The 22,695-nt window shown below is 53.5% G+C and carries 18 protein-coding genes; 14 read left to right on the forward strand and 4 right to left on the reverse strand.

Going from position 1 to position 22,695, the window contains the following annotated elements; translation table 11 throughout:
• The first annotated feature begins 41 nt into the window (after window positions 1-41).
• A complete protein-coding gene (locus J2Y43_RS19540) occupies window positions 42-3,221 on the forward strand; it encodes a caspase family protein (protein ID WP_309985975.1) in 3,180 nt (1,059 codons plus the stop codon).
• Here J2Y43_RS19540 and J2Y43_RS19545 read toward each other — a convergent pair.
• Entirely contained in the window at window positions 3,173-6,118 is a 2,946-nt protein-coding gene (locus tag J2Y43_RS19545) for an ATP-binding protein (protein ID WP_309985978.1), read from the reverse strand. The two genes, J2Y43_RS19540 and J2Y43_RS19545, sit on opposite strands and share 49 nt — an antisense overlap.
• 6 nt (window positions 6,119-6,124) lie before the next feature.
• Window positions 6,125-7,957 carry a CHAT domain-containing protein gene (locus J2Y43_RS19550; RefSeq protein ID WP_309985980.1) on the reverse strand — a complete coding sequence of 611 codons (1,833 nt, stop codon included), beginning with the start codon at window positions 7,955-7,957 and terminating at the stop codon, window positions 6,125-6,127.
• A gap of 177 nt (window positions 7,958-8,134) precedes the next feature.
• Between J2Y43_RS19550 and J2Y43_RS19555 the strand changes: the two genes are divergently transcribed.
• A complete protein-coding gene (locus tag J2Y43_RS19555) occupies window positions 8,135-8,827 on the forward strand; it encodes a DUF1345 domain-containing protein (RefSeq protein WP_309985983.1) in 693 nt (230 codons plus the stop codon).
• 69 nt (window positions 8,828-8,896) lie between these two features.
• Here J2Y43_RS19555 and J2Y43_RS19560 read toward each other — a convergent pair whose 3' ends face one another.
• Both J2Y43_RS19560 and J2Y43_RS19565 read right to left on the reverse strand, forming a co-directional pair.
• Window positions 8,897-10,096 carry a membrane dipeptidase gene (locus tag J2Y43_RS19560; protein WP_309985986.1) on the reverse strand — a complete coding sequence of 400 codons (1,200 nt, stop codon included), beginning with the start codon at window positions 10,094-10,096 and terminating at the stop codon, window positions 8,897-8,899.
• Window positions 10,097-10,562: 466 nt separating this feature from the next.
• Window positions 10,563-11,879 carry a hypothetical protein gene (locus J2Y43_RS19565; protein ID WP_309985989.1) on the reverse strand — a complete coding sequence of 439 codons (1,317 nt, stop codon included), beginning with the start codon at window positions 11,877-11,879 and terminating at the stop codon, window positions 10,563-10,565.
• Between the two features lie 169 nt (window positions 11,880-12,048).
• Here J2Y43_RS19565 and J2Y43_RS19570 point away from each other — a divergent pair, with 169 nt between their 5' ends.
• From J2Y43_RS19570 to nuoK, 12 genes are all read left to right on the forward strand, one after another.
• Window positions 12,049-12,390 carry a VOC family protein gene (locus J2Y43_RS19570; protein WP_309985992.1) on the forward strand — a complete coding sequence of 114 codons (342 nt, stop codon included), beginning with the start codon at window positions 12,049-12,051 and terminating at the stop codon, window positions 12,388-12,390.
• Window positions 12,391-12,507: 117 nt separating this feature from the next.
• Window positions 12,508-12,939 (forward strand): CBS domain-containing protein, encoded by a 432-nt coding sequence (locus J2Y43_RS19575; protein ID WP_309985995.1) that lies wholly within the window; start codon window positions 12,508-12,510, stop codon window positions 12,937-12,939.
• A gap of 95 nt (window positions 12,940-13,034) precedes the next feature.
• Window positions 13,035-13,484, forward strand: a complete 450-nt coding sequence (locus tag J2Y43_RS19580; protein ID WP_309985999.1) for an NADH-quinone oxidoreductase subunit A — start codon at window positions 13,035-13,037, stop codon at window positions 13,482-13,484.
• The gene (locus tag J2Y43_RS19585) at window positions 13,465-14,103 is read left to right on the forward strand and encodes an NADH-quinone oxidoreductase subunit NuoB (protein ID WP_309986002.1); all 639 of its coding nucleotides are present in this window, start codon (window positions 13,465-13,467) and stop codon (window positions 14,101-14,103) included. The genes J2Y43_RS19580 and J2Y43_RS19585 overlap by 20 nt, the downstream gene beginning before the upstream one ends.
• A gap of 1 nt (window position 14,104) precedes the next feature.
• Window positions 14,105-15,862 carry an NADH-quinone oxidoreductase subunit C/D gene (gene nuoC / locus J2Y43_RS19590; protein ID WP_309986005.1) on the forward strand — a complete coding sequence of 586 codons (1,758 nt, stop codon included), beginning with the start codon at window positions 14,105-14,107 and terminating at the stop codon, window positions 15,860-15,862.
• 18 nt (window positions 15,863-15,880) lie between these two features.
• Entirely contained in the window at window positions 15,881-16,360 is a 480-nt protein-coding gene (gene nuoE, locus J2Y43_RS19595) for an NADH-quinone oxidoreductase subunit NuoE (RefSeq protein WP_309986008.1), read from the forward strand.
• 4 nt (window positions 16,361-16,364) lie between these two features.
• Window positions 16,365-17,633, forward strand: coding sequence for an NADH-quinone oxidoreductase subunit NuoF (gene nuoF / locus J2Y43_RS19600; protein WP_309986011.1), 1,269 nt, complete (start codon window positions 16,365-16,367; stop codon window positions 17,631-17,633).
• A gap of 6 nt (window positions 17,634-17,639) precedes the next feature.
• Entirely contained in the window at window positions 17,640-20,336 is a 2,697-nt protein-coding gene (gene nuoG, locus J2Y43_RS19605; RefSeq protein ID WP_309986013.1) for an NADH-quinone oxidoreductase subunit NuoG, read from the forward strand.
• Window positions 20,333-21,286 carry an NADH-quinone oxidoreductase subunit NuoH gene (gene nuoH, locus J2Y43_RS19610; RefSeq protein WP_309986016.1) on the forward strand — a complete coding sequence of 318 codons (954 nt, stop codon included), beginning with the start codon at window positions 20,333-20,335 and terminating at the stop codon, window positions 21,284-21,286. The genes nuoG and nuoH overlap by 4 nt, the downstream gene beginning before the upstream one ends.
• A gap of 18 nt (window positions 21,287-21,304) precedes the next feature.
• Window positions 21,305-21,820: an NADH-quinone oxidoreductase subunit NuoI gene (nuoI, locus tag J2Y43_RS19615; protein ID WP_223407386.1), complete on the forward strand. Its 516-nt coding sequence runs from the start codon at window positions 21,305-21,307 to the stop codon at window positions 21,818-21,820.
• 4 nt (window positions 21,821-21,824) lie between these two features.
• Window positions 21,825-22,385, forward strand: a complete 561-nt coding sequence (gene nuoJ / locus J2Y43_RS19620; protein ID WP_309986022.1) for an NADH-quinone oxidoreductase subunit J — start codon at window positions 21,825-21,827, stop codon at window positions 22,383-22,385.
• Window positions 22,382-22,693: an NADH-quinone oxidoreductase subunit NuoK gene (gene nuoK / locus J2Y43_RS19625; protein WP_309986025.1), complete on the forward strand. Its 312-nt coding sequence runs from the start codon at window positions 22,382-22,384 to the stop codon at window positions 22,691-22,693. Before nuoJ ends, nuoK begins: the two co-directional genes overlap by 4 nt.
• Window positions 22,694-22,695 lie beyond the last annotated feature (2 nt).

Raw genomic sequence — 22,695 nt, forward strand, 5'->3', positions numbered from 1 at the left:
CTTGCAAGACTGCCATTCTTCCCAACCCAACCTTTTATCTTATGAAAATCTTCGCATTGCTGATTGGCATTAATGAGTACAGTACCACCTCTAACCCGCCGATCAGATCGCTGAACGGCTGTGTGAACGATGTCTCCGATTTTGGGAAGTTTTTAAAAGAAAATTATAGCGATCTGATCCCCGACGAGCGTCAGATCCTCGCGCTTACGGATGCTAACGCGTCGCGCGCGAAGGTGATTGCCGGCTTTCGGGAGCACCTCGCTCAGGCAGGGCCGCAGGATTTGGCGGTGATCTATTATTCGGGGCATGGGTCCACGGGCATTACCGCCCCAGAATTTCAGGCCGCAACATCCGACAGCCAGGAGCAGACCTGGGTTTTGCATGACAGCCGCGAACCGGGGAAATATGATCTGGCCGATAAGGAAATCGCGCTTTTACTGGAAGAAGTGGGCGCGCGTAGCCCACGGATCGTCGTAATCGCGGATTCGTGCCATTCAGGGTCGGTCACGCGGGAGCTCGAACAGTTTTTGCAAATGCAGCCGCGATTTGAAAAAGGCACCTCCGATGTGCGGCCTCTTGAAACTTACCTCGATGGTGCCTATGTGCAGCGGGGTAATGTCAATATCCCGTCTTCCGATCACCTGCTGCTTGCCGCGTGCGACCGCGTGGAGCGCGCGTGGGAGAACAACGGGCATGGGCAGTTTACGCAATCGCTGATTTCCGTGTTGGGCAAAAGCGGAGGGCAGATCACTTACGCAGACCTGTTTGTGCAGGTAAGGGCATTCATCCGGAACGCTCTGAAAAACCAGACACCACAGATGGAACCGATCGGTGTTTTCAATGTGAGCCAGGGTTTCCTCGGAAGAAATGTTGCTGGCGGACGCCTCACGCGCTACCGCGTATACATGAAGGCGGGCAAGTGGACGATTGACCTGGGCGCGGGGATGGGTATCGAGCAGCGGATAGGAGAGCCGGTCAGCATTCAAATATACGACTCGGTAGCGGAAGGCCGGCCTGTGGGCAAAGCCGTGCTGGATGTGATGAATGTGACGGAAAGTACCTTGCAGACCGGCGCTTTGTCCCTCGATGCGAACAGTGTGTATTGGGGAGAGCCCGAATCGCTCCGTTTGCAGCCATTCTTCGTTTACGGTAATGGCGCGGTGGCTCAGGTGATGCAGGAAACCCTGGCCGGCGCCGCAGAATCCGGGGTAGTTCTGACGGACGTTCCCGCAGCCGCTTTGTTCGAGCTGAGAATCGAAAACGGGAATACCGCCGTTTACCATACCGGAAGCGACGCGGCGATCCAAATCGTGCTCGGAACGGACAAATACGCAGCCACCCATGTTCTGAATATCCTGCAATCGCTCGCCCGCTGGCAGCGACTGCTCGATTTGCGGAATGCGCAATCGGCCATTCTGCCAGGACAAATCACATTCAATGTGGAGGTAGAGCAGGGCGGAGCTACCGGCGTTTTTTCGGATACGCTGATCACGCTCGATCACGATGGGGAGGATATCCCATTCAAAGTCAATTTTCGGAACGGTACTGCCCGGACGGTTTATGTCTCTCTGCTTTACCTCTCGCCCGATTATGGCGTGACGATCATTTTCAATGATTCGCAGCCCGTGCCGCCCAACACATCCATCGTGCTCACGAGCGATGTTTTTACCCTCAACAGCGAGGAGGAGATCGACACCCTGAAACTCATTGTTTCCACGGAAGCCATTGATAGCAGCCTGTTCGTACAGGAGCCGCTGCAAATAGGGGCCACCGTAGCGCCATCGGGCAGCAGAGGCCTGGGGCAATCGAAAGGAATTGGTGGCGGAAAGTCCGACTGGATCACAAAAGCGGTCAGTATCAGGCTGGTCAAAAAGGCCGAACGGCAACTCGGTGCACAGGAAGTGACTATCGGCAAGGGCATTACGGTCCGTCCGCACGATTCGTTTCGCGGGAAGCTCGGCTGGGCCCCGCTCGTCTCCAGGACGAGGAGTGTCGATAAGCCGGTCATCAGCGAGGCTTATGCAGCGGGCAATCCCTGGTTCGAAATCGTGAACTTCGACGAAAGTACCAGAGGGGAGGACCGTAGTATTGCCGAGGTGGTGGAATTGAGTAATGCAGCGGCCCTGAAAGAGAAGCCGCTCATTATCGACATCCGGCCTGAGCGGGAAGACGAGCTGGTATTGCCGTTCTTTTTCGACGGTGAGGACTTCCTACCCATGGGCACGCTGGCGATCACGGCGCCCGGAGTGATGCAGGTCAGCGTGGATACCATCCCCGAAGAAGCGGTGGAGAAGACGCGCAGCCTGGGCGGGGCTTTCAGGATGGTGTTCCTGAAATTCGCGGGCAAGCTGGGCATTCAAACCGATCCGAACCGTTTGCGCTGGGTGGATTACGCCAATAATGCAGTCCGTGAAAGCGAGGGCCTGGAAGGAAAGGTTAATCAGGCCAAATCGGTATTGTTGCTGGTGCATGGCATTATCGGCGACACCGAGGATATGGCCAAGACATTCAGAATGGCGATTGATGGCGGCTATGATCTCGTTATAACCTACGACTACGAAAACCTCAACACGCCGATCGAGGAAATCGCAGCGATCCTGAAAGGTAAGCTGAACGCCCTCGGATTTAACGAAAACGACGGAAAGGAGCTGGTACTGGTAGCACATTCAATGGGCGGGCTGGTGTCGCGGTATATGATCGAGGAATTGGGCGGCGACAAGTTCGTCGATAAGCTCATTATGGCCGGCACACCGAATGGCGGCAGCAAGTTCGGGGAGATTCCCGGCTACGTCAGCTGGGCGTCCGTAGCGCTGGCGCTGGGTACGAAGTTGTTTCCCCCGCAGGTGGGCGCGGTCACGGGCTTTTTGTCGTCAGTCCTGAAAGTGGGTAACAAGCAAGTGCTGCACACTTTGGCACAAATGGACAGCGGGAGCGATTTTATCCGGAAATTAACCCAGAAAAATGCGGCGCCGATTCCCTATTTCATCGTCGGTGGCGACCTCGATGCCTACCTGCGGGCCAGCAACGGCCTACCTTTAATGGAAAAGGTAGTGACGCAAATAGGCTCCTGGGTATACAAAAACACGGTCAACGACATCGCCGTGAGCACGGACAGCATCTTCCAGGCTAAGACCGCCACCGTGCCGCAAAAGGTATCGTGCCACCATCTCAACTATTTTGTCATCGACGAGTCGGTCAATGCGCTGGCCAAGCTGTTATAGCCGGGTATTTCAATGGTGTTGAGCATGCTGATGATCGACGCAACGTCATCGCGCAGCGAGTCCGGGATCATTTTCTTTCTGGTAAACGACTGCAAATCGGCGATCATGACATCGCGGTTGTAAATGGGGGTATCGGTGTAGGTGCAGTTCTTTTCATTGAAGTTTTTGCTGGCCGCATATCGCCGGTAGTACCTTCTGGCCTCCGCCGCCTTGCCGGAAAGCAGGTAGGCATGCGCCATGTTCACGTAAATGTAATCGAGGTGCGATTTGGTTGCGATTGGCACTGCCGTACCTTTTTGGGCATATTCAATCGACTTTTTGAAGTCTCCGTCGAAGAGCCGGTACCACGACGCATTGTTGTATACGATGGACAGGTCGTGGTTCAGGCACAGGTCATTCGGAAGCCTCTCGCGCATATCTTCCAGGAACAGGATGTGGTCGTTGCTCGCGTAACGCCGGGACTGCATACGCACGAACGTGAAAAGTGCATTCCGCTCGTCTTCTCTCATTTTCTGGATCTTGCCTTCGAGTTCAACACGTGCATCCCAGAAGATTTCGTTGAGGCGCCGGTTGCCATCGGCACTTATTTTTCGGGATAGCGCCATCCACAAACCATAATTGTCTTGCCCCTCCACCTGCCGTATCAATGCGCTCAATACACCTTTCAGATGGACCAGCGAACCCGAGTTTTCGGAGGAGAAGAAATGGCTCGACAGCCGGTCGATCGACGTGAGGTATTCATTTTCCAGGTATGTCCACAAATCCTCTTTGGCACCGATACTCGAATTTCGTTTTAAATATTCAAGGTCCTCGGCATCTAACGGCAGCAGGAAACGAACTTTGGTTTCGGGTAGCAGGCGCGTGCTCGGTTCGATTCTGTTGACACCCGTCCAGAACAACCGGGTAATACCCATGCGCGTGTCGGAAATGGCAATCACCGAATCGTGCGGGAAGCGTCTCAAAGAGTTGTAATTGTATTCATTGTCGATATCGAACAGCGACTGCGTACTGTCGCTTAGTATCCCCTCCGATGTCAGCCTGAATGACTCCCCGATGCGCGTGGTATCGATCGTCCTTTTCATGAGCAGCATTTTCCCTTTATCGAAGGAGATTCTCACCAGGGTGGTATCGTGGCTGTTGATGGCTACGGTGATGCCGTGGCTGTAACGGTCGCGGCTCCAACGCTTTTTGATCACACTGTACCGGTTTTCGAGCGTGCCTAAACGTTCGTTATACAAACTTACAGTGTTAGGACCGGCGATAATCAGCAGCTTTTTGTCCTTGCCAACGTGGGCGAACGCCATATCCGTGATCGGCTCCACATTGAATATGGAGGCGAAATAAAGGTTTTCGTGCTCGGGATACCTCTTAATTTCGTTGAACATCCCATCTCCGAAAAAGCCGGAGAGCATGCTGTTTTGTTCGTATTGTTTGTAAAGAATGTATTGCTGCGTTTTGGACCTGGCGAGGTTGATGAGCAGCCGGTAGCGTGTGCTGGTTTCCGAGCTCCACACTGCCAGGAAGGTCAGTATGGTTAACAAAAACAGCGCCCCGGCGCCATAGGTGAGCCCGTAGATGGTCGTGAGCCGGCGTTTGCTGTCCGCCACGAACTTCCATTCTTCCGGCGTAGGCTGCTTGCTCAGGGCTACATTTTCCTTAATGTCCTTGGTCGACCGCCTGATATCGCGCAAATCGTTGCGGTCGAGGTAAGACCTCAGAAACCAGATCTTGTTGGACTGCTCGTATTTCAGGTAGGCATTTTTAATAGTCTTGATCGTGCGGGCGATGTGCGAGTTTTCCAGACTAAACTTGTCATGGATGATCTTGGCCAGGCTGTCGTGGGCAATTTCATAAATGCTGTCGGTTCCGTTACCGCCGTATTTGTCGAGCCTGAGGATATTCTTGCCCGCCAACGACTTCACAATCGCCGTGGCGATGTCCAGCGGGGCTGCCTGCGAAATGATATCCCCGATCTTTTGCGGGCGTTTGGTGCCCTCGTCGGTAACGAAGCAGTAAAGCACGTCCCGGATCGTGTTGTAATTAACCGACCCATGCACCGCGGAGACTTCCGAGATCGTGCTCTCAATTCTTTCTTCCAGGAATTGTTTGAGGACATTCCGGATATCGCCTACTTCGGCCAGCAGGCCCGTTTTGAAACTTTTGCGCGAGCCGGGTGCCTTGTGCCAAAGCCGGTCGAGGTAAATTTGAAGGTGCGGCAGCTCGATCAGGTTATCGTCGATTTTGAGATTTCTGACGATCGCATCGATCGTGGCCTCATCGGTTTCAATATCGAAATGCTCGCAGGATTTCCGGATGACGTTTTTAATGTCGTTGTCGGTCATCCGCTCAACGAGCGCCCGTTTGTCGAAAATCTCCGGTACAATACCTTCGTACTTCTGCAACTGCGCGATGTAGCGCTCGCGCATGATGAAGATCACCTTGCACGGGATGTCCTTTGCATCGAGTATCCTTCTGAGTTCGTTGAAAAACGTCTCTTGCTCCTCGGTGCTTCCCAAAATGAATATCTCCTCGAACTGGTCGAAGATCAGGTACACCGGTTTGAAAAAATCCAGGTAAAGCGAGCGGAGGCATTCGAGGATATCGGAGTCGAGTGGGAAATCCTGTTTGTTTTTGAGGTTGATTTCCTTTCGCAGCGAAATGTTGATATCGTCGTAACGCCTGACGAATATTTCGAGCCAGTCTGTTTTTTCGAAGCAGTTGGCGAGACCGCATTTGATGATACTGGATTTTCCGGTTCCCAACGGACCGTTTACCAGCACGATGTTCGATTCGTGAATGTAGTTGTAAATGATCCTGATTTCCTCCTCTCTTTCAAAAAATGCGCCGCGTTCGCTTTTCTCGAATGAATCGAGCAGCTTGAATGGTGAGTGGGTCATGATCTGTCAGGATTTGAAATAGGAAATGAAACCTTCCACGCTCTGAAGAATATCCGGCCCGATCGTTTCCAGCTCCTCCTGCGATATTTTCAGGTCGGTTTTACTTCTCAAAAAACTCGGTAATGCCGGGATTTGCAGGCGGTCTTTCTTTTCATTGATGTTCTTGATGAAATTGTAAGTGCAGGTAGTGGCGCTCGCATTTTTATCGTAATTATAAAAGAAGTAGATCTTCGAAAGCTTCTCGCTGATCAGCGCATTCATGTCGATCACGAACGGGTACAAATTGAATGCGGAGAGCTTCTTGTCCTCGATTTTGTAGATCACCACCGAGTTGGAGTCCGTGAAATTCTCGAAATCTTCCATTTTGTCGGTAAACCCTACGAGCACGTAATCCAGTTTTACCATTTTGTGCTGGTACACAGCCGGTTGGTTCTTCTTTTTATTAATGTAGATATTCTTGATCGTAGCAAACTTGTACCTGGCACAGAAGCCCAGCTCCTTGAACATAATGCAAAGGCTGGCCTCGGCCTTTTGGCAGTCGTCGCGGCACTCGCGATCGTCGAGCTCTTCCATGATGGCCAGGTCCCGGTACTTACTTTTAATACGCGTAATATTGAGGTACCCTCCGAAAAACTCGCTGTCGCGCTCGTCCATCAGGTCGGCCAGATGCGACATTTCGCTTACAAATAAAGGTACGTCATGGGCTTTCAGCTTGTCGTGGATCAGCCGCACGAGCGGGATCACGTCGTAGGCCTGCCTGTCCTGCTGATCGAGCAGGAAGAAAGCATTGATCTGTTCTTTGAGCCGGTCTTCCAGAACAGGTACCTTTCCCTGCACCAATGCTTCCCAAAGTTGAGAAAACATAATAAATAGCAGCAGGTCGGCCATCACAGAGTAGGTGTTGATCAAAAAGCGCAGGCGCTCGCTGGCCAGGGGCTCGTCTTCGGTGACGAGCAATTTGCGTACCTGCTCGGCAATAGGTGAGGGCAAGCTGTTGATAATCGCGTTTTTGACCTCCCTGACGTCGAACCTCTTCGGGTCCCATTGTTCGCCGTATTTCTTTTCGAGGTCTTCGAACATCGGAAGTTCGTCGCTGAACGTCATCAGTACGTTGTAGAGCGAGGCAAGAATAGCGTCCTCGGAAGTATTGAAATTCGAATCGATCTGGCTTTTGATATGCAGCTCGTAGAAGCTCTTTTCCGATAACCGGTGGCTGGCGGCATCCTGGTGGTTTTTGTGCAGGTAAAGGCCCCACACAGGCCCTGCATTCGGCGCTTGGATCGTCCGTGCGATGCCGCGCTCCTGATGCTCTTCGGTATTTAATGTCGCATTGTTTTTGGCGGTAACCACTTCTGTGGCCAGCTTGAAAGCTTCGTCGATGGTGTGCCCGCCGGCCAGCTTCTGGTAAAAATCTTCGGCAAAGCGGGTAGCGGTATCATCGCCGATGTCGACGCTGGTGGCTATGACTGCCCGCACGCCTGCGTCGAGGAGCTGGTTTACCTGCTCCTGGGTGGAGCAGCCGTTGAGAAATACGAGCTGCAAGTTCTTTTGCAGCCGGATCGATTGCAGCAACCCTGCTCCGTATACGGTGGCGTCTTCCATCAGCAATTGGCTGCCGCTGGCGTGCCCGGCATAATGGATAATCTCCACCTGGGGCTGGTACAACAGCAGGCGGTCCCGCAGTTTCTTGATCGTCCGGGGATCGGTATCGAGCAGCAAATGGCCTTTTCCCTGCCGCTCGCGTAAAGCATCCGAAATGGCTTCTTTTTCCTTTTCGAGCTGTGAGAGGTATGCGTCGCTGGAATTCGAAAACGCGCAGAGTATAACAGGAGGTCGCATTGATCGGGAAGGGTTAGGCTTATCAGCTACAAAACTATAAGGTAAACAACAATACCAAAGTAGTTCTACTTTTTCTGGGAAATGTTATTAAGCGGTTTCCGCCAGCTTTCGTATTTTGAGCAATTAAATTGACAATAAACTATATTTCCTTTTTTGAAAACCTCTCCCCGATATTCTATGCGAATCACTACATCTATTAACCGACTGGATGCCCATCACAAGCTTGTTATAGCGCTTATCTTGGGTTCGTTGGCAGTCGTGTCGACTGCTCCTTTCGTTGATAGGCCCGTCAGCTGGATGATCGGCTGGCTGGTGTACGGCGCGGTACATCTGGGCCTGGCCTGGGTGACCATCCTCAGCTCGCATCCCGGGCAGGTCAGGCGGGAGGTGGATGGCCAGGATTCGAGCCGGGTCGCGATTTCCCTCTTTGTCGTGGTCGCGTCGTTTGTGAGCTTGTTTGCCATTTTATACCTGCTGCACGCGGCGGGTAAAACGGCCTCCTGGTCGGAGCTGACGCTCCATTTTGTGCTATCGTTTTCCTGTATCGTTTGCTCCTGGATTCTGGTGCATACCATATTCACATTGCATTATGCCCATCTCTACTATCGCACCGCGGAAGGTGAGCGGGAAGGGCGGAGGCAGAATAAAAAAGGGCTGGACTTCCCGGGAGACACCGAGCCCGATTACCTGGATTTTACCTATTTCTCATTTGTGATCGGGATGACATTCCAGGTCTCGGACGTGACTATTTCTTCCAGGGAAATTCGCAGGCTCGCGCTTGTCCACGCGCTATTGTCTTTCGTCTTTAATACGCTCCTGGTTGCCTTGACGATCAATGTCGTGTCCGGATTGATCCAGGACAGGCCGTGAGCGCTGGGGCCGGGCCATGGTTGAAAAAAGGAGCCACCCAAAGCAACGTGACTCCTTTTCATATCCGTATTACTTCCCCTCAGTAACCTGCCTGATCACCCGAAGCCAGTTAAGGCCCAGGATCTTTTTGATCCGCTGATCGCTGTAACCCAGCCTTTGCATCGCCATGGTAATCTGCGGATAATCACTGATATCCTTGATCTCGCGGGGTAGCTCGGGGCCACCGTCCAGGTCGGACCCCAGGGCAATGTGATCTTCCCCGACCAGGTTCACGCCGTAATCGATCACCTTTGCGAGCTGGTCTACATGCATCCAGTATTCGTCGGGGATGGTGCCATTGTAGGTAAACGGCAGCTCGCGTGCGAACTCCTTATCGACGTCCTCGATGGTCTGCGTCGTAACCTGAGCGCTCAGGATTCGCGGCGTTTTAGGCTGCGGGTTCGGCTGGACCTTAACCGGATTATTCGCCCTCTGCCACGCCCAGTATTTGGGATTGTTGAAAAGGCTGCCGAAATGCACGCCGATCACGCCGCCTTTTGCCGCAATGGCTTTGGCCGCTTCGTCGGAAATGCAGCGGGGATGGTCCACTATTTTGTAAAAACCGCCGTGGCTGTAAATCACCGGGTGCCGGCTGGCCGCTACCGATTGCAGGATGGCATCGTTGGATGCGTGGGCCACATTAATCACCATGCCGAGATTGTTCATTTCCCTGATCACCGCTTTCCCATGCTCGTTAATGCCGCCCCAGGTATACACGTCATTACACGCGTCGATAAATGCATTGGTAGTACTGTGAGCGGTGAGCTGCATCGAGCGCAGGCCGAGTTTGTAAAGTGCGCGGAGCAGGTCCAGATCGCCATAAAGGTCATAACCGCCTTCCAGGTCCAGGAAAGCGGCCATTTTGCCTTTTTTGTTGATACGCTCAATGTCGGAGGCCGTCAGCGCGAGCTCGATGACGGCATTGTTCTTTTTGATCTGATCCAATGCGAGGTTCACAACCCGGAACGTGTTCTTCGTTTCGAACCTTCCCGGGTAATAGTTCTCAGGCGTGTAAACCGAGAAGAACATCGCGTCCAGCCCGCCTTCCTTTGCCCTCGGCAGATCGACGGTCCCGTCGGCGTAGCGCTGACCAATGTCGGTTTTCAGCACAAGCTCACGGCTCATGACGTGCGTATGCCCATCCATGACGAACGCGCTGCGGTGCAGGTCGGGCACGGACTTCGGCGAGGTTTTTGGACTGCTTTTTCCACTCAGCGGAGCGGATAGCATTGATTTTATTGGAAAAACATTGCCGGCTGTCGGCAAAAGGGTCAAGGACTTAATAACGTCTCTGCGTTTCATTGATTAATTAGTTCACTGGTTTATTTGTGCCAGGAGGTTCGACCCATTTGAACATGAATCATCGCCTGGCCTTTGTAAGAACGCGGTCATCAATATGTAACGGACAAATCGCGAAGCGATGTAACATAGGTAGCAATTGACAGGTTAATTGTTAAAAAAATCCCGTCAGGGATGTAACAGCAAAGTATTAGCCCCTAGCCATATGCCCGGTTGTTACATGCCCAAGGGCATTTTCAACGGAATTTAAACATGCATTTGCTACCGACATCACATGCCTAACGGCATTTTATTCGATCATTCCCCGTTCCACGACGGCTTATTCAATCATTCAATCATTCCCCGTTCCGCGGCGGCTCATTCAATCATTCCCCATTCCACGGCGGCTTATTCGAAATCACTCCGCGAACCCCCGCATATACGGCACGTTCGGGGGGCGTTCGCCTTTGTTGAACTGCGCGTCGCGCGTGGAGCGGTAGGTCATGTTCATGAACGGTGTTTCAATGCGGCGGCCAACAGGAGAGTAGACCCCGTTCTGCCAGTTGGATTCCATATTGAATGCGGTAATGCCGCTCGACAACAGCAACCGCTCCGCATTGAACGGCTCCTTTTTGGTAACCATCGTTTGCACGATCCAGTGCGGCTGCGAATTGGAAGCATGGTATTGGGAAAACGGCCCCGGCCATTCGAGCATCGAAATGATCGTCGGCTCTTTATGTCCCTGGATCTCGGCAGCGTAGGTCCAGCCTACGTCCCGGGCATTGTAAATGGCCGCTTTCGTGCCATCGTTATATTCGACGATGCAGACATTCGGTTTTTCGATAGCCTGAAAATGTCCGGGTTTGAGGTTCATATTCACGCGGACGGATTCAAGGAGCTTCGCGGCCCAGGGATTCTTTTCCGTCCATTTCCAGGTTTCCGGGCCACGGATGCATTGCACCGAGTTTACGCCCGTCTCGCCGCCTTTCCGGCGTTCCACAAATGCCTGCAACACGTCGACGCAATGGAAGAGTGCACCCTCGTCCGGCGCGCCGCCGAGCATCACGGACGCTTTGATAGGCGTGTCGATATCGATTTCAATGTCGGGCTTGCGATAGTGGACAGGAATGGATGAGCCGCCCGTCAACGGGAAATTCAGTTCGCGCGATTTATCGAACATCCATTTGGCTTCGTCCCAGCTGTATGAGAGGTGTTTGTCATTAAAAACAGGTACCGAGCGCTTGCTCTGCTCGAAAACCCGGATCACCTGCTGGTAAATCCACCAGCGCGGCAGCATCCATTGCCCTTTGAGCGTAGTCGCGTAATCACCATGTTCTCCGACGATCACCACGCCATCGACAGCGAGCTCTTTCCCGCCCAGCGTAACGGCCTCGCCGACGGTTTTGAAGATCGGGATGTTTTTGGATTTACACACTTTCTGGCCCAGCAGGCTGGTATCGAACTGGTGAATGTAAACCGACACCACCTCGATTCCCGAAGGTGTGTGGGCGCCCTGCCACCAGTAGCCGTCCATGAGCTTGGCGATGATCCAGTCGGCATGGGACCTTGTTGCGCCCCAGTAGGTGACGAGGCACGCGATGCGCGGTTTGGCCTGGATGGTATGCGGACCGGCATCGGCTTTGAGGCCTGTCAAAGCGGTTAAACCGGCCATGCCGGTAATGCCGAGCATTTCACGCCTGGTCAGGAGTGAAGGATCGGCTTGTTTCTTTTCCATGATCTTTAAGGTTGCAATGTTTAGGAATTATCTTAAAGAGCCGAAAAATGCCCCCGAATACCCTTTTGACGCAAAAAATATGGATATAACGCTCGGGCAAATCGTTTGAACGAGCGAATCACCATCATACATTTGCAAAAAACAGATCTTCACCAAAATTCTAAAAACCATGAGCCGGACATCCATCAACTACATCGAGTTCAATTGCAAGCGTATAGAGGTCATCAAAGCATTTTACAGCAATGCTTTCGGGTGGACCTTTACCGACTACGGCGACGATTACGCCGCTTTTGAAGACGGCGCATTATCGGGCGGCTTTCACCGGAATGCGGAGGCGGCGGCAGGAGGGAACCCGCTGGTAGTACTGCACACGAAAGACCTGGAAGGCATTCAGGACAAAGTCGTTGCCGCCGGAGGCACCATCTCCGTTGATATTTTCTCCTTCCCGGGTGGCAAAAGGTTCCATTTCGCCGATCCGGACGGCAATGTGCTGGCGGTCTGGAGTGAGTAGGGGTATTCGTGAAAAAATATAAAAAAATGCTTGAATATTAGCTTTTTAATGATTTGGTAAATATATTTATGTTAACCAAAATTTATCGCTGAATCCGTTTGGAGGCGGGAGCTAATTATGGGGAAAGTCAGAAATATTCTCGAAACAAAGAAGACAGGACCAGTGTCCATTCGGCCGGACAATACTGTTTTCGAAGCTCTGGAACTGATGGCTGAAAAAAACATCGGCGCGTTGCTGGTAATGGAGCAGCAGCGGGTCGTTGGAATCTTCACAGAAAGGGATTACGCACGTAAAGTTATCCTGAGAGGTAAGGCCTCTAAAGATTTATTGGTAGGGGAAATCATGACAAGTAACCCCCTGACGGTATCCTCGGATACAACTATTGAAGACTGCATGGCTTGCATGACCGACAAATTTATCAGGCATCTTCCGGTTATCGACGACGAAAAGCTCACAGGTATCATTTCCATTGGAGACGTAGTCAAATTCATCATCGAGGATCAGGAATACGTGATCGACAACCTGAAACATTACATCACGGGCATCTGAGCATTTCTTCACTTCCAACATCTTACCCATTTTATCACGCCAATCTGAGAGAATACAGTTCTTCTGCTGTTCACGTTTTCTAAATTGGATTGCTTATGGATCGTTTTAATGCGTCTGGCACGCCAGGGTGGCCTTTTTGGCTATATACTTTACTGGTTTTTGCATTACTGACATTGATTATTTCGCTTTCTTACTTTCTCGGTCAACGGCATCGCACAGCGGCGTCAGAACAGCCCTATGAATCGGGGATTCTCGAAACGGGCTCCGCGCGGCTGCGTTTTTCGGCGCAGTTCTATCTGATCGCGATGATGTTTGTCATATTCGATATCGAGGTGGTATTTATCGTGCTGTGGGCTCTGGCGTTCCGTGAACTCGGGTGGCCAGGGTACCTCGGCATTTGTGTTTTTATAGGGTTACTGTTCGCCGTGCTGATCTACGAATGGAGCATCGGTGCATTGAACTTCGGGCCCGACGGGAAGAAAATCCTCAAAGCTTACCGTAAAATGCCCAAAGGGCAGGCATACCATGAACTGGTGGCTAAGTAAACCGTCCGATCCCACGGCGGCGACGCAGGGAACGGGCTCATTCGAAGAGGCTGTGGGGCAGAGCGTCATGCTGACGACTGTCCAGGACCTGCTGGCGTGGGGCCGGCGAAACTCCATGTGGCCATTCCATTTCGGTCTGTCATGCTGTTTTGTAGAAATGGCCACCAGCATTACCAGCAAATATGATGTGGCAAGATTCGGCGCGGAGGTGATCCGGGGAACGCCCCGGGAAGCCGATGTGATGGTGATCGCGGGCACCGTTTTCGTGAAAATGGCGCCGATCATCAAACGGCTACATGAGCAGATGATGGAGCCCAAATGGGTGATTTCCATGGGCTCATGTGCCAATTCGGGCGGAATGTACGACATCTACAGTGTGGTGCAGGGGGTAGATAAATTCCTTCCCGTGGATGTGTATGTACCGGGCTGTCCGCCGCGGCCGGACGCGTTTATGCAAGGACTGATGCTGCTGTCCGAATCGGTCGGGAAGGAGCAGAGGCCATTGAGCTGGGCTATTGGTCCCCAGGGCGTAATCAGGCCCGAAAAGCCTGTAATGCGCATGGAAAAGAAAGAGGAGAGGAAAAAGGTCGTTGATTTTCGTACGCCTGACACTGTTTGACATGGAAGATATCGATTCCGGTCTCGAAGATGCGCTGAGGGCCGCATTAGGCGAATCAGCTTTTAAAATTGAAATAAACACGGACGGGGTTACTACGCTGCGCGTCAAAAAAGAGCAAGTAGTAGCCTTGCTGACGCACCTGAAAACGGGGATTCCCCGGCCATTCAGCATGCTTTTCGATCTCAGCGCCATCGATGAGCGCAGCAGGGCGAAGGCGGCGCTGAATGGGTCTGTACCACCGGATTTTACAGTTATTTACCATTTGCTCTCGTTCGGCAGGAACCGGTTCATCCGCATTAAGGTAGCCTTGCACGGAGAGTACCCGTCCATCCCGTCGGTTTGCACGCTTTGGAAAAATGCAAACTGGTATGAAAGGGAGGTCTTCGATATGTTCGGAATACGGTTTGAAGGCCATCCGCACCTGCGACGTATATTAATGCCGTTAACCTGGAACGGGCACCCTTTACGAAAAGAACACCCGGCCCGCGCGACCGAAATGGGGCCCTTCCGGCTTTGGGAGGAAAAGCAGGAGCGGGAGCAGGAAGCGTTGCAATTTAATCCCGAAGAATGGGGCTTGAAAAGGCATAGCGAAGATGCCGATTTCATGTTCCTGAACCTGGGGCCGCAACACCCCGGCACGCACGGCGTGCTCCGTATTATTTTGCAGCTCGACGGCGAGGACATCGTCGACGCTGTGCCCGATATCGGCTTCCATCACCGCGGGGCCGAGAAAATGGGTGAACGACAGTCCTGGCACACCTACATACCCTATACCGACCGGGTGGATTACCTGGGTGGCGTGATGAACAACCTGGCCTATCTGCTCGCGGTGGAAAAGCTGGCGGGCATCCGGGTACCGCCGCGCGTCGAAGTGATACGGGTAATGCTCTGCGAATTGTTCCGCATTGCCAGCCATCTGGTGTGGTACGGTACCTTTGCCCAGGACCTCGGGCAGCTCTCGCCGGTGTTCTATATGTTTACCGACCGGGAAAAGATATTCGACATTATTGAAGCCATTTGCGGCGCGAGAATGCACCCCAACTGGTTTCGCATCGGCGGCGTGGCCCAGGACTTGCCTGCGGGCTGGGATAAGCTGGTGCGCGATTTTGTCAGTTATTTCCCCAAACGGCTCCGCGAATACGACCAGATGGTGATGCGCAATAGCATTTTTCAGGCCCGCACCGTAGGTATTGGCATATACACACTCGAAGAAGCGATCGAATGGGGCGTAACCGGCCCGGGACTGCGTGCGTGTGGGTTTGAATGGGATTTTAGGAAAAAACAGCCCTATTCAGGTTACGAAAACTTCGAATTCGGCATTCCCACCGCCCAGAACGGCGACTGTTACGACCGCGCGCTGGTGCGGGTGCAGGAAATGTGGCAGAGCCTGAAAATCGTTGAGCAATGCCTGGAAAACATGCCGGAGGGACCTTACAAGTCGGATCACCCGCTTACGACGCCGCCCATTAAGAAAAACACGATGCAGGACATCGAGACGCTCATTACGCATTTCCTCAATGTGAGCTGGGGGCCGGTGATCCCCGCGGGTGAAGCCATGAGCTGCATCGAGGCCACCAAAGGTGCCAACAGTTATTACCTGACCAGCGACGGAAGCACCTCGGCATACCGCGTCAGGATCCGGACCCCGTCGTTTCCACACATGCAAATGCTTCCGTATATCAGTAAGGGTTACACGGTGGCCGACCTGCTGTCCATTCTCGGCAGTATCGATTATGTTTTGGCTGATATAGACCGATAATCAACAAACTATTTTGTCATGATCGCCCAGGAAACACTCACACCCGAAGAAATGGCGGAGATTGACCATGAGATCGCGCTCGTACCTATGCGGCGTGCGGCGGCTATCGAAGCGCTCAAAATCGTGCAGCACCACCGCGGATGGATTTCCGACGACAGCCTGCAAGCCATTGCAGGTTACCTGGAAATATCGCCGGAAGAGCTCGACAGCGTGGCTACTTTTTACAACCTTGTTTTCAGGAGGCCCGTCGGCAGAAATATCATTCTGCTCTGTGACAGCATTAGTTGTTATGTAATGGGTTATGAAAAAATATACGGGCAAATCCGCGACAGGCTGGGCATTAGTTTCGGGCAAACGACCCCCGACGGCCGGTTCACGCTCCTGCCTAATGCCTGCCTGGGTACCTGCGATCATGCTCCCGCGCTGATGATCAATAACGAGCTGTTCCGCGACCTGACGGAAGAAAACCTGGACGAAATACTGGACCGATACCACTGATGCCATGGAAACGCCTCTCACCCAGCATATCAGCTTCGACCGGCCCTGCTATAATCTGCGCGATTATGAAAAGAACGGGGGCTATCAGGCATTGAGGAAAGCACTTTCACTGTCGCCGGAGTCGATCACCAACACAGTGCAGGCGTCGGACCTGAAAGGCAGGGGCGGAGCAGGGTTCAATACAGGCATGAAATGGAGCTTTGTGCCGATGAACGGGCATTACCCGGTCAAATACCTGATCGCGAATGCCGATGAAATGGAGCCCGGCACATTCAAAGACAGGATGCTGATGGAGGGAAACCCGCACCAGCTCATCGAGGGCATGATCATTTCTGCCTTCGCGATCCAGGCCAATATTTCGTACATATTCCTGCGCTGGGCCTATAAAAAGGCCGGCCGACTGCTCACGCACGCCATCGAAGAAGCCTATGCGGCGGGTTATCTGGGTAAAAACATCCTGGGAACGGGTTACAACTTGGAAATGTACCTGCATACGGGCGTCGGTCGCTACATCTGCGGCGAGGAAACCGCATTGCTCAATGCATTGGAAGGCAAAAGGGCCACACCGAGGGCCAAACCGCCTTTCCCGCAGGTAAGCGGGCTGTTTGGTAAACCAACGATCGTCAACAACGTCGAAACATTGTGCAACATCCCGCACATCATCAATAATGGGCCCGATTGGTTCAAAAGCCTGGGAAAAGGCAACGATGCCGGGACAAAGATCTACGGCGTGAGCGGGCGTGTCAAAAGACCCGGCCTCTGGGAGCTGCCGATGGGCGTTTCAATGCGGGAGCTGATCGAGGACTGCGCCGGCGGAATGGCTAATGGATATCGTTTCAGAGGCGCATTACCGGGAGGCGCTTCCACGGACTTTCTCGTGGAAGAACATCTGGATATCCACCTCGACTACAAATCCGTAGCTGCGGCCGGAAGCAGGCTCGGTACCGGCACGATGATCATTCTCGACGACCACACCTGCCCCGTGGGATTTGTTCATAACCTCGAACATTTCTTCGCGCAGGAGTCGTGCGGGTGGTGTACGCCCTGCCGGGAGGGTTTGCCGTGGACGGAGAAAATACTGCTGTCCATCGAACGCGGCGAAGGCAGGCCGGAGGACTTGCAGCTGCTTGAAACGCACACGCGGCTTTTGGGGCCGGGCAATACGTTCTGCGCGCTGGCACCCGGTGCGATGGAGCCGCTGCAAAGCGCGCTGAAATATTTCAGAGAGGATTTTGAAAAGCATATCGATCAAAAAAAATGCCCCTGGCGGTAAACTATCATGGTACGCATTTACATCGATCAGAAGCCGTATGACGTAAAGCCGGGTAAAAACCTGCTCGAAACGTGCCTCACACTGGGCCTGGACCTGCCGTATTTCTGCTGGCACCCCGCAATGGGTTCGGTAGGAGCGTGCCGCCAGTGCGCCGTCAAGCTTTTCAAGGACGAAAACGACAAGACCGGCCGCCTTGTAATGGCCTGCATGGAAGGTGTGCGGGATAATATGTACCTGTCCGTGAATGACACGGCCGCCCACGATTTCCGGTCGCAGAATATCGAATGGCTCATGAGCAACCACCCGCACGACTGCGCGGTGTGCGACGAGGGTGGTTCGTGCCATTTGCAGGATATGACCGTCATGACCGGCCATGCTTACCGGCGTTTCAGGTTTCCGAAAAGGACTTACCAAAACCAGTACCTGGGGCCATTCCTGCACCACGAAATGAACCGCTGCATCCAGTGTTACCGCTGCGTGCGGTTTTACAAGGATTATGCGGGAGGAAAAGACCTGGACGTGTTTGCAGCGCATAACCATGTGTATTTTGGAAGGGAAAAAGATGGTGTGCTTGAAAACGAATTCAGCGGAAACCTGGCCGAGGTTTGTCCTACGGGCGTTTTTACCGATAAAACACTGCGGGAGCATTATACCCGCAAATGGGACATGACCATGGCTCCGTCGGTTTGCCAGCATTGCAGCCTGGGGTGCAATATCATCGCCGGTGAACGATATGGCGCGCTCCGGCAGATTACCAACCGGTTCAATGGCGCCGTCAACGGCTATTTCATTTGTGACCGAGGCCGGTACGGCTATGAATTTGTGAATGATCCCGGCAGGGTAAGGCAACCGGTTGTCCGCTCGGAAAAGGAAGGCCGGAACCTGTTCCAAAGCCTGAGCGGCATCCTGACCGAAGGTATACTGATCGGTATCGGCTCGCCGCGCGCCTCGCTGGAAGCGAATTTCGCATTGCGGCGGCTGGTGGGTGAAGCGAATTTTTACCAGGGGATTCCTGAAAACGAAGCCATGCTTCTCCGTAAAATACTGGCGATCCAACACAGCGGGCACGTGTATACGCCCTCGCTGAAAGAAACGGAATATGCCGATGTGACGCTGGTACTGGGTGAAGATCCGACCAATTCGGCGCCCAGGCTCTCGCTTGCATTAAGGCAGGCAGTGCGCACCAAACCACTCGAAAATATAGCCGGGGCCAACATCCCGCTTTGGAATGATGCAGCCGTGAGAGAGATGATTCAGGATGAAAAGGGAGAACTTTTCATGGCATATCCCGTCAACACCAAGCTCGACGAAATAGCGTCGGGGACGCTTCATGCGGCGCCGGAAGATATTGCGCGTTTTGGTTTTGCCATTGCCCATTACATCGATAACAGCGCGCCCGAGCCGCAAGAAATGGATGCCGGGACGCTGGAATCGGCCAGGCGCATGGCGGATCTCCTGCAAAAGGCGGAAAGGCCGCTGATCGTATCAGGTACATCGCTTTTCAATGAAGACATTATCCAGGCCGCCTACCAGATCGGGCAGGCATTGGAAAAAGGGGAGAAGAAAGCCGCATTGTGTTTTGTAATGCCCGAATGCAATTCCGCGGGGCTTGCGATGATGCAGGCGCCGTCGCTGGCCATGGCGATGAAAGCTGCGGAGACCGGCAATTTCGCCACGGCGGTCATTCTGGAAAATGATTTGTACCGCCGGGCGAAACGGTCTGAGGTCGACCGCTTTTTAGGCGCATTTAATAACACTATTGTACTCGACCATCTGGAAAACGACACCGCCCGCATGGCAACGGTGCTGATCCCGACGGCCACTTTTGCGGAAGGAGAGGGCACGCTCGTCAACAACGAAGAGCGTGCGCAGCGCTTTTTCCAGGTTTTTATGCCTAAAAACGAACATATCCGGGAAAGCTGGCGCTGGCTCGACGAGTTCAGGCAATTCCGCGACGGTACCAAGCCCGACCAGCTGCGGGAACTGGACAACCTGCTGGAAGAACTTGTGCGTGCCATGCCGCAATTCAAAGGAGCGGAAATGGCAGCGCCGCTGTCCGACTTCCGGATTAACGGCCAGCGCATTCCGCGGGAGCCGCACCGGTTCAGCGGCCGCACTGCCATGCTGGCCAATGTGGCCGTGAGTGAGCCCAAGCCGCCGGAAGATACCGATTCGCCGCTCTCATTTACCATGGAAGGCTACCGCGGGATGCCGCCCGCTCCTTTGACACCCTTTTACTGGTCGCCGGGCTGGAACTCGGGCCAATCGGTTCATAAGTACCAGAGCGAAGCCGGAGGCCCATTGCGCGGCGGGGATCCGGGCGTTCGGTTATTAGGGGAGATACAGCATTTTTCAAATGGTTTTCAAAGCGCTATTCCACCTGCATTCGAGCGGCAGGGAAATGAAATGGTATTGGTGCCGCTGCGGCACATTTTCGGTTCCGAGGAACTTAGCGTGCTCTCCCCGTCGGTGGAAGGCCGGGCCCCGCGCCCCTACATTGCCCTGAACAGCCTGGATGCTGAACGCCTGCATACCGCCGAAGGGGCTATTTTAAGAATGCGGATCGGCGACCAGGATTTTGACCTGCCGGTAATCCTGAAAAATGAATTGCCCGAAGGCCTGGCGGGGTTGCCGTACAATTTGCCCTCGATGTCGGGTATCCCATGGCCTGCGAAAGGCGTCCTAACCAACACAACCTCATGAACGAGATCCTGAAATATACTTTGATGATCGTCATCATCCTGTTTACGCTGACGACGATCGCAGCCTGGCTGATCTGGCTCGAACGCCGGATGCTGGCGCTCTGGCAGGACCGTTACGGCCCCAATCGGGCTGGTCCGTTCGGTTTGTTTATCGTCGTGGCCGACACGATCAAACTGTTTTTCAAGGAAGACTGGATACCGCCGTTTGCCGAGAAAGCCGTTTTCGTTTTCGCTCCGGCCATTGTGGCTGCGGCAGTGTTGCTCAGTTTTGTGGTGGTACCATTTGCGCCGGATATCCTGGTGGCCGACCTGGACATCGGATTGCTGTTCTTCCTTGCGATGTCGTCGCTCGGCGTGTACAGCATTGTGCTCGGCGGCTGGGCCTCCAACAACAAATACTCGCTGCTGGGCGCCTTGCGCGGGGCCTCGCAAATGATCAGTTATGAAGTTTTCATGGGACTTTCTCTGATGGGTGTGGTGATGCTTTCGGGTTCATTCCGGCTGACGGACATTGTGATGGCGCAAAAAGACTTCTGGTTTGTGGTGACGCAGCCGGTCGCATTTGTGCTTTTTCTGACAGCCGGAATAGCCGAAACGCACAGATTGCCTTTTGATATTCCCGAAGCGGAAAGCGAGCTCGTGGCTGGCTTTCACTCGGAGTATTCGGGGATGAAATTCGGCATGTTTTTCATCGGGGAATACCTGGGTATTATCCTGATTTCCGCCATGGTGGTCACCATTTTCTTTGGAGGATGGCTCGGCCCGGTTTTGCCGCCGGTCGTGTGGTTTACCCTCAAAACGTTCGTTTTTATCATTTTCTTTATCCTGCTGCGCGCTTCGCTTCCTCGTCCCCGGTACGATCAACTGATGGAATATGGCTGGAAAATCGTCTTGCCCATTGCCCTGCTCAATCTGCTCATCACCGGTGGAATCACTTTGCTGAAAAACTAACCATTAACCCAATGCGTCATGATCAGCTTACTCAGATCGATCGGTCTCATTTTCCTGCACATGTTCAGGAAGCGCGAGACTATCCAATACCCGGAAGAAAAAGTGGTGCTGCACCCGCGCTGGCGGGGGCGCATCGTGCTCACGCGTGATCCCGACGGCGGTGAGCGCTGCGTAGGCTGCTACCTCTGCGCCGCGGCCTGCCCGGTCGACTGCATTTCGTTGCAGGCCACTGAGGACGAGCAGGGCAGGCGGTACCCGGCATTTTTCAGGATCAATTTTTCGAGGTGCATTTTCTGCGGCTACTGCGAAGAAGCCTGCCCCACGTACGCGATTCAGCTCACGCCCGATTTTGAAATGGGTGAATACAACCGGCAGAACCTGGTGTACGAAAAAGAGGATTTGTTGATCGACAGCCAGGGTAAATACCCGGGTTACAACTATTACAAAGTGGCTGGCCTCGCCGCCGGTGTAAAAGGCAAAGGGGAAGGTGCGAACGAAGAGCCGCCGGTAGATATACGCAGTTTGATCCCGTAAAACTATGGAAATCGCTTTCTATATCGCCGGCACCGTCGCCCTGGTAGCCACGCTGATGGTCATTACGCGGCACAACCCCGTTCACGCGCTGCTGTACCTGAATATGTCGCTGCTGGCGCACGCGATGCTTTTTTACCTGCTCGGTGCGTCGTTCGCGGCATTGCTGGAAATCATCATTTATGCGGGAGCGATCATGGTCCTCTTCATTTTCGTGGTCATGCTGCTGAACCTCGGAAAAGAGACGGCCGAGCAAGAACGGAAATGGCTCAAACCCAAAGTATGGATGGGGCCTACGGTATTGGCTGCCGTATTGTTTGCCGAATTTCTGGTGCTCGTATTATCGTCCGGGCAGGGTGCGTACAGCCCGGCAGTGGTAAGCCCGCGGGAGCTGGCGGTGGCATTGTACCGCGAGTACCTGATCGGCGTGGAACTGGCGGCGATGCTGCTCATGGCCGCGGTGGTGGGCGCCGCGCATATCGGTCGCCATAAGAAACTGGTGCTGCACCGGTTTTTGCAGGAAGAGAAGGAAAAAGAAGAAGAGAAACACGAAGAAGCTGTGCTATGAAAGCAACTGTTTCAGCCGAAGTGGTGGTATTGCTGGCGGGCCTGCTGTTTGCATTGGGGATCGTCGGGGTGATCATCCGGAAGAATATCATTTTCATGCTGCTGTCAGTCGAGATCATGCTCAATGCATCGGGGCTGGCATTTGTAGCGGCAGGTTCCCGGTGGGGGCAACCCGACGGCCAGGTAATGTTTGTGTTCATTCTGGCTATGGCGGCTGCCGAGGTGTCCATCGGCCTGGCGCTGATCCTGCAAATCTACCATCAGCACAAATCGCTGGATATCGATAATCTGAAAGAAATGAATGGGTGAGC

The sequence above is a fragment of the Dyadobacter sp. BE31 genome (assembly GCF_031457695.1).
Lineage (GTDB): Bacteria > Bacteroidota > Bacteroidia > Cytophagales > Spirosomataceae > Dyadobacter.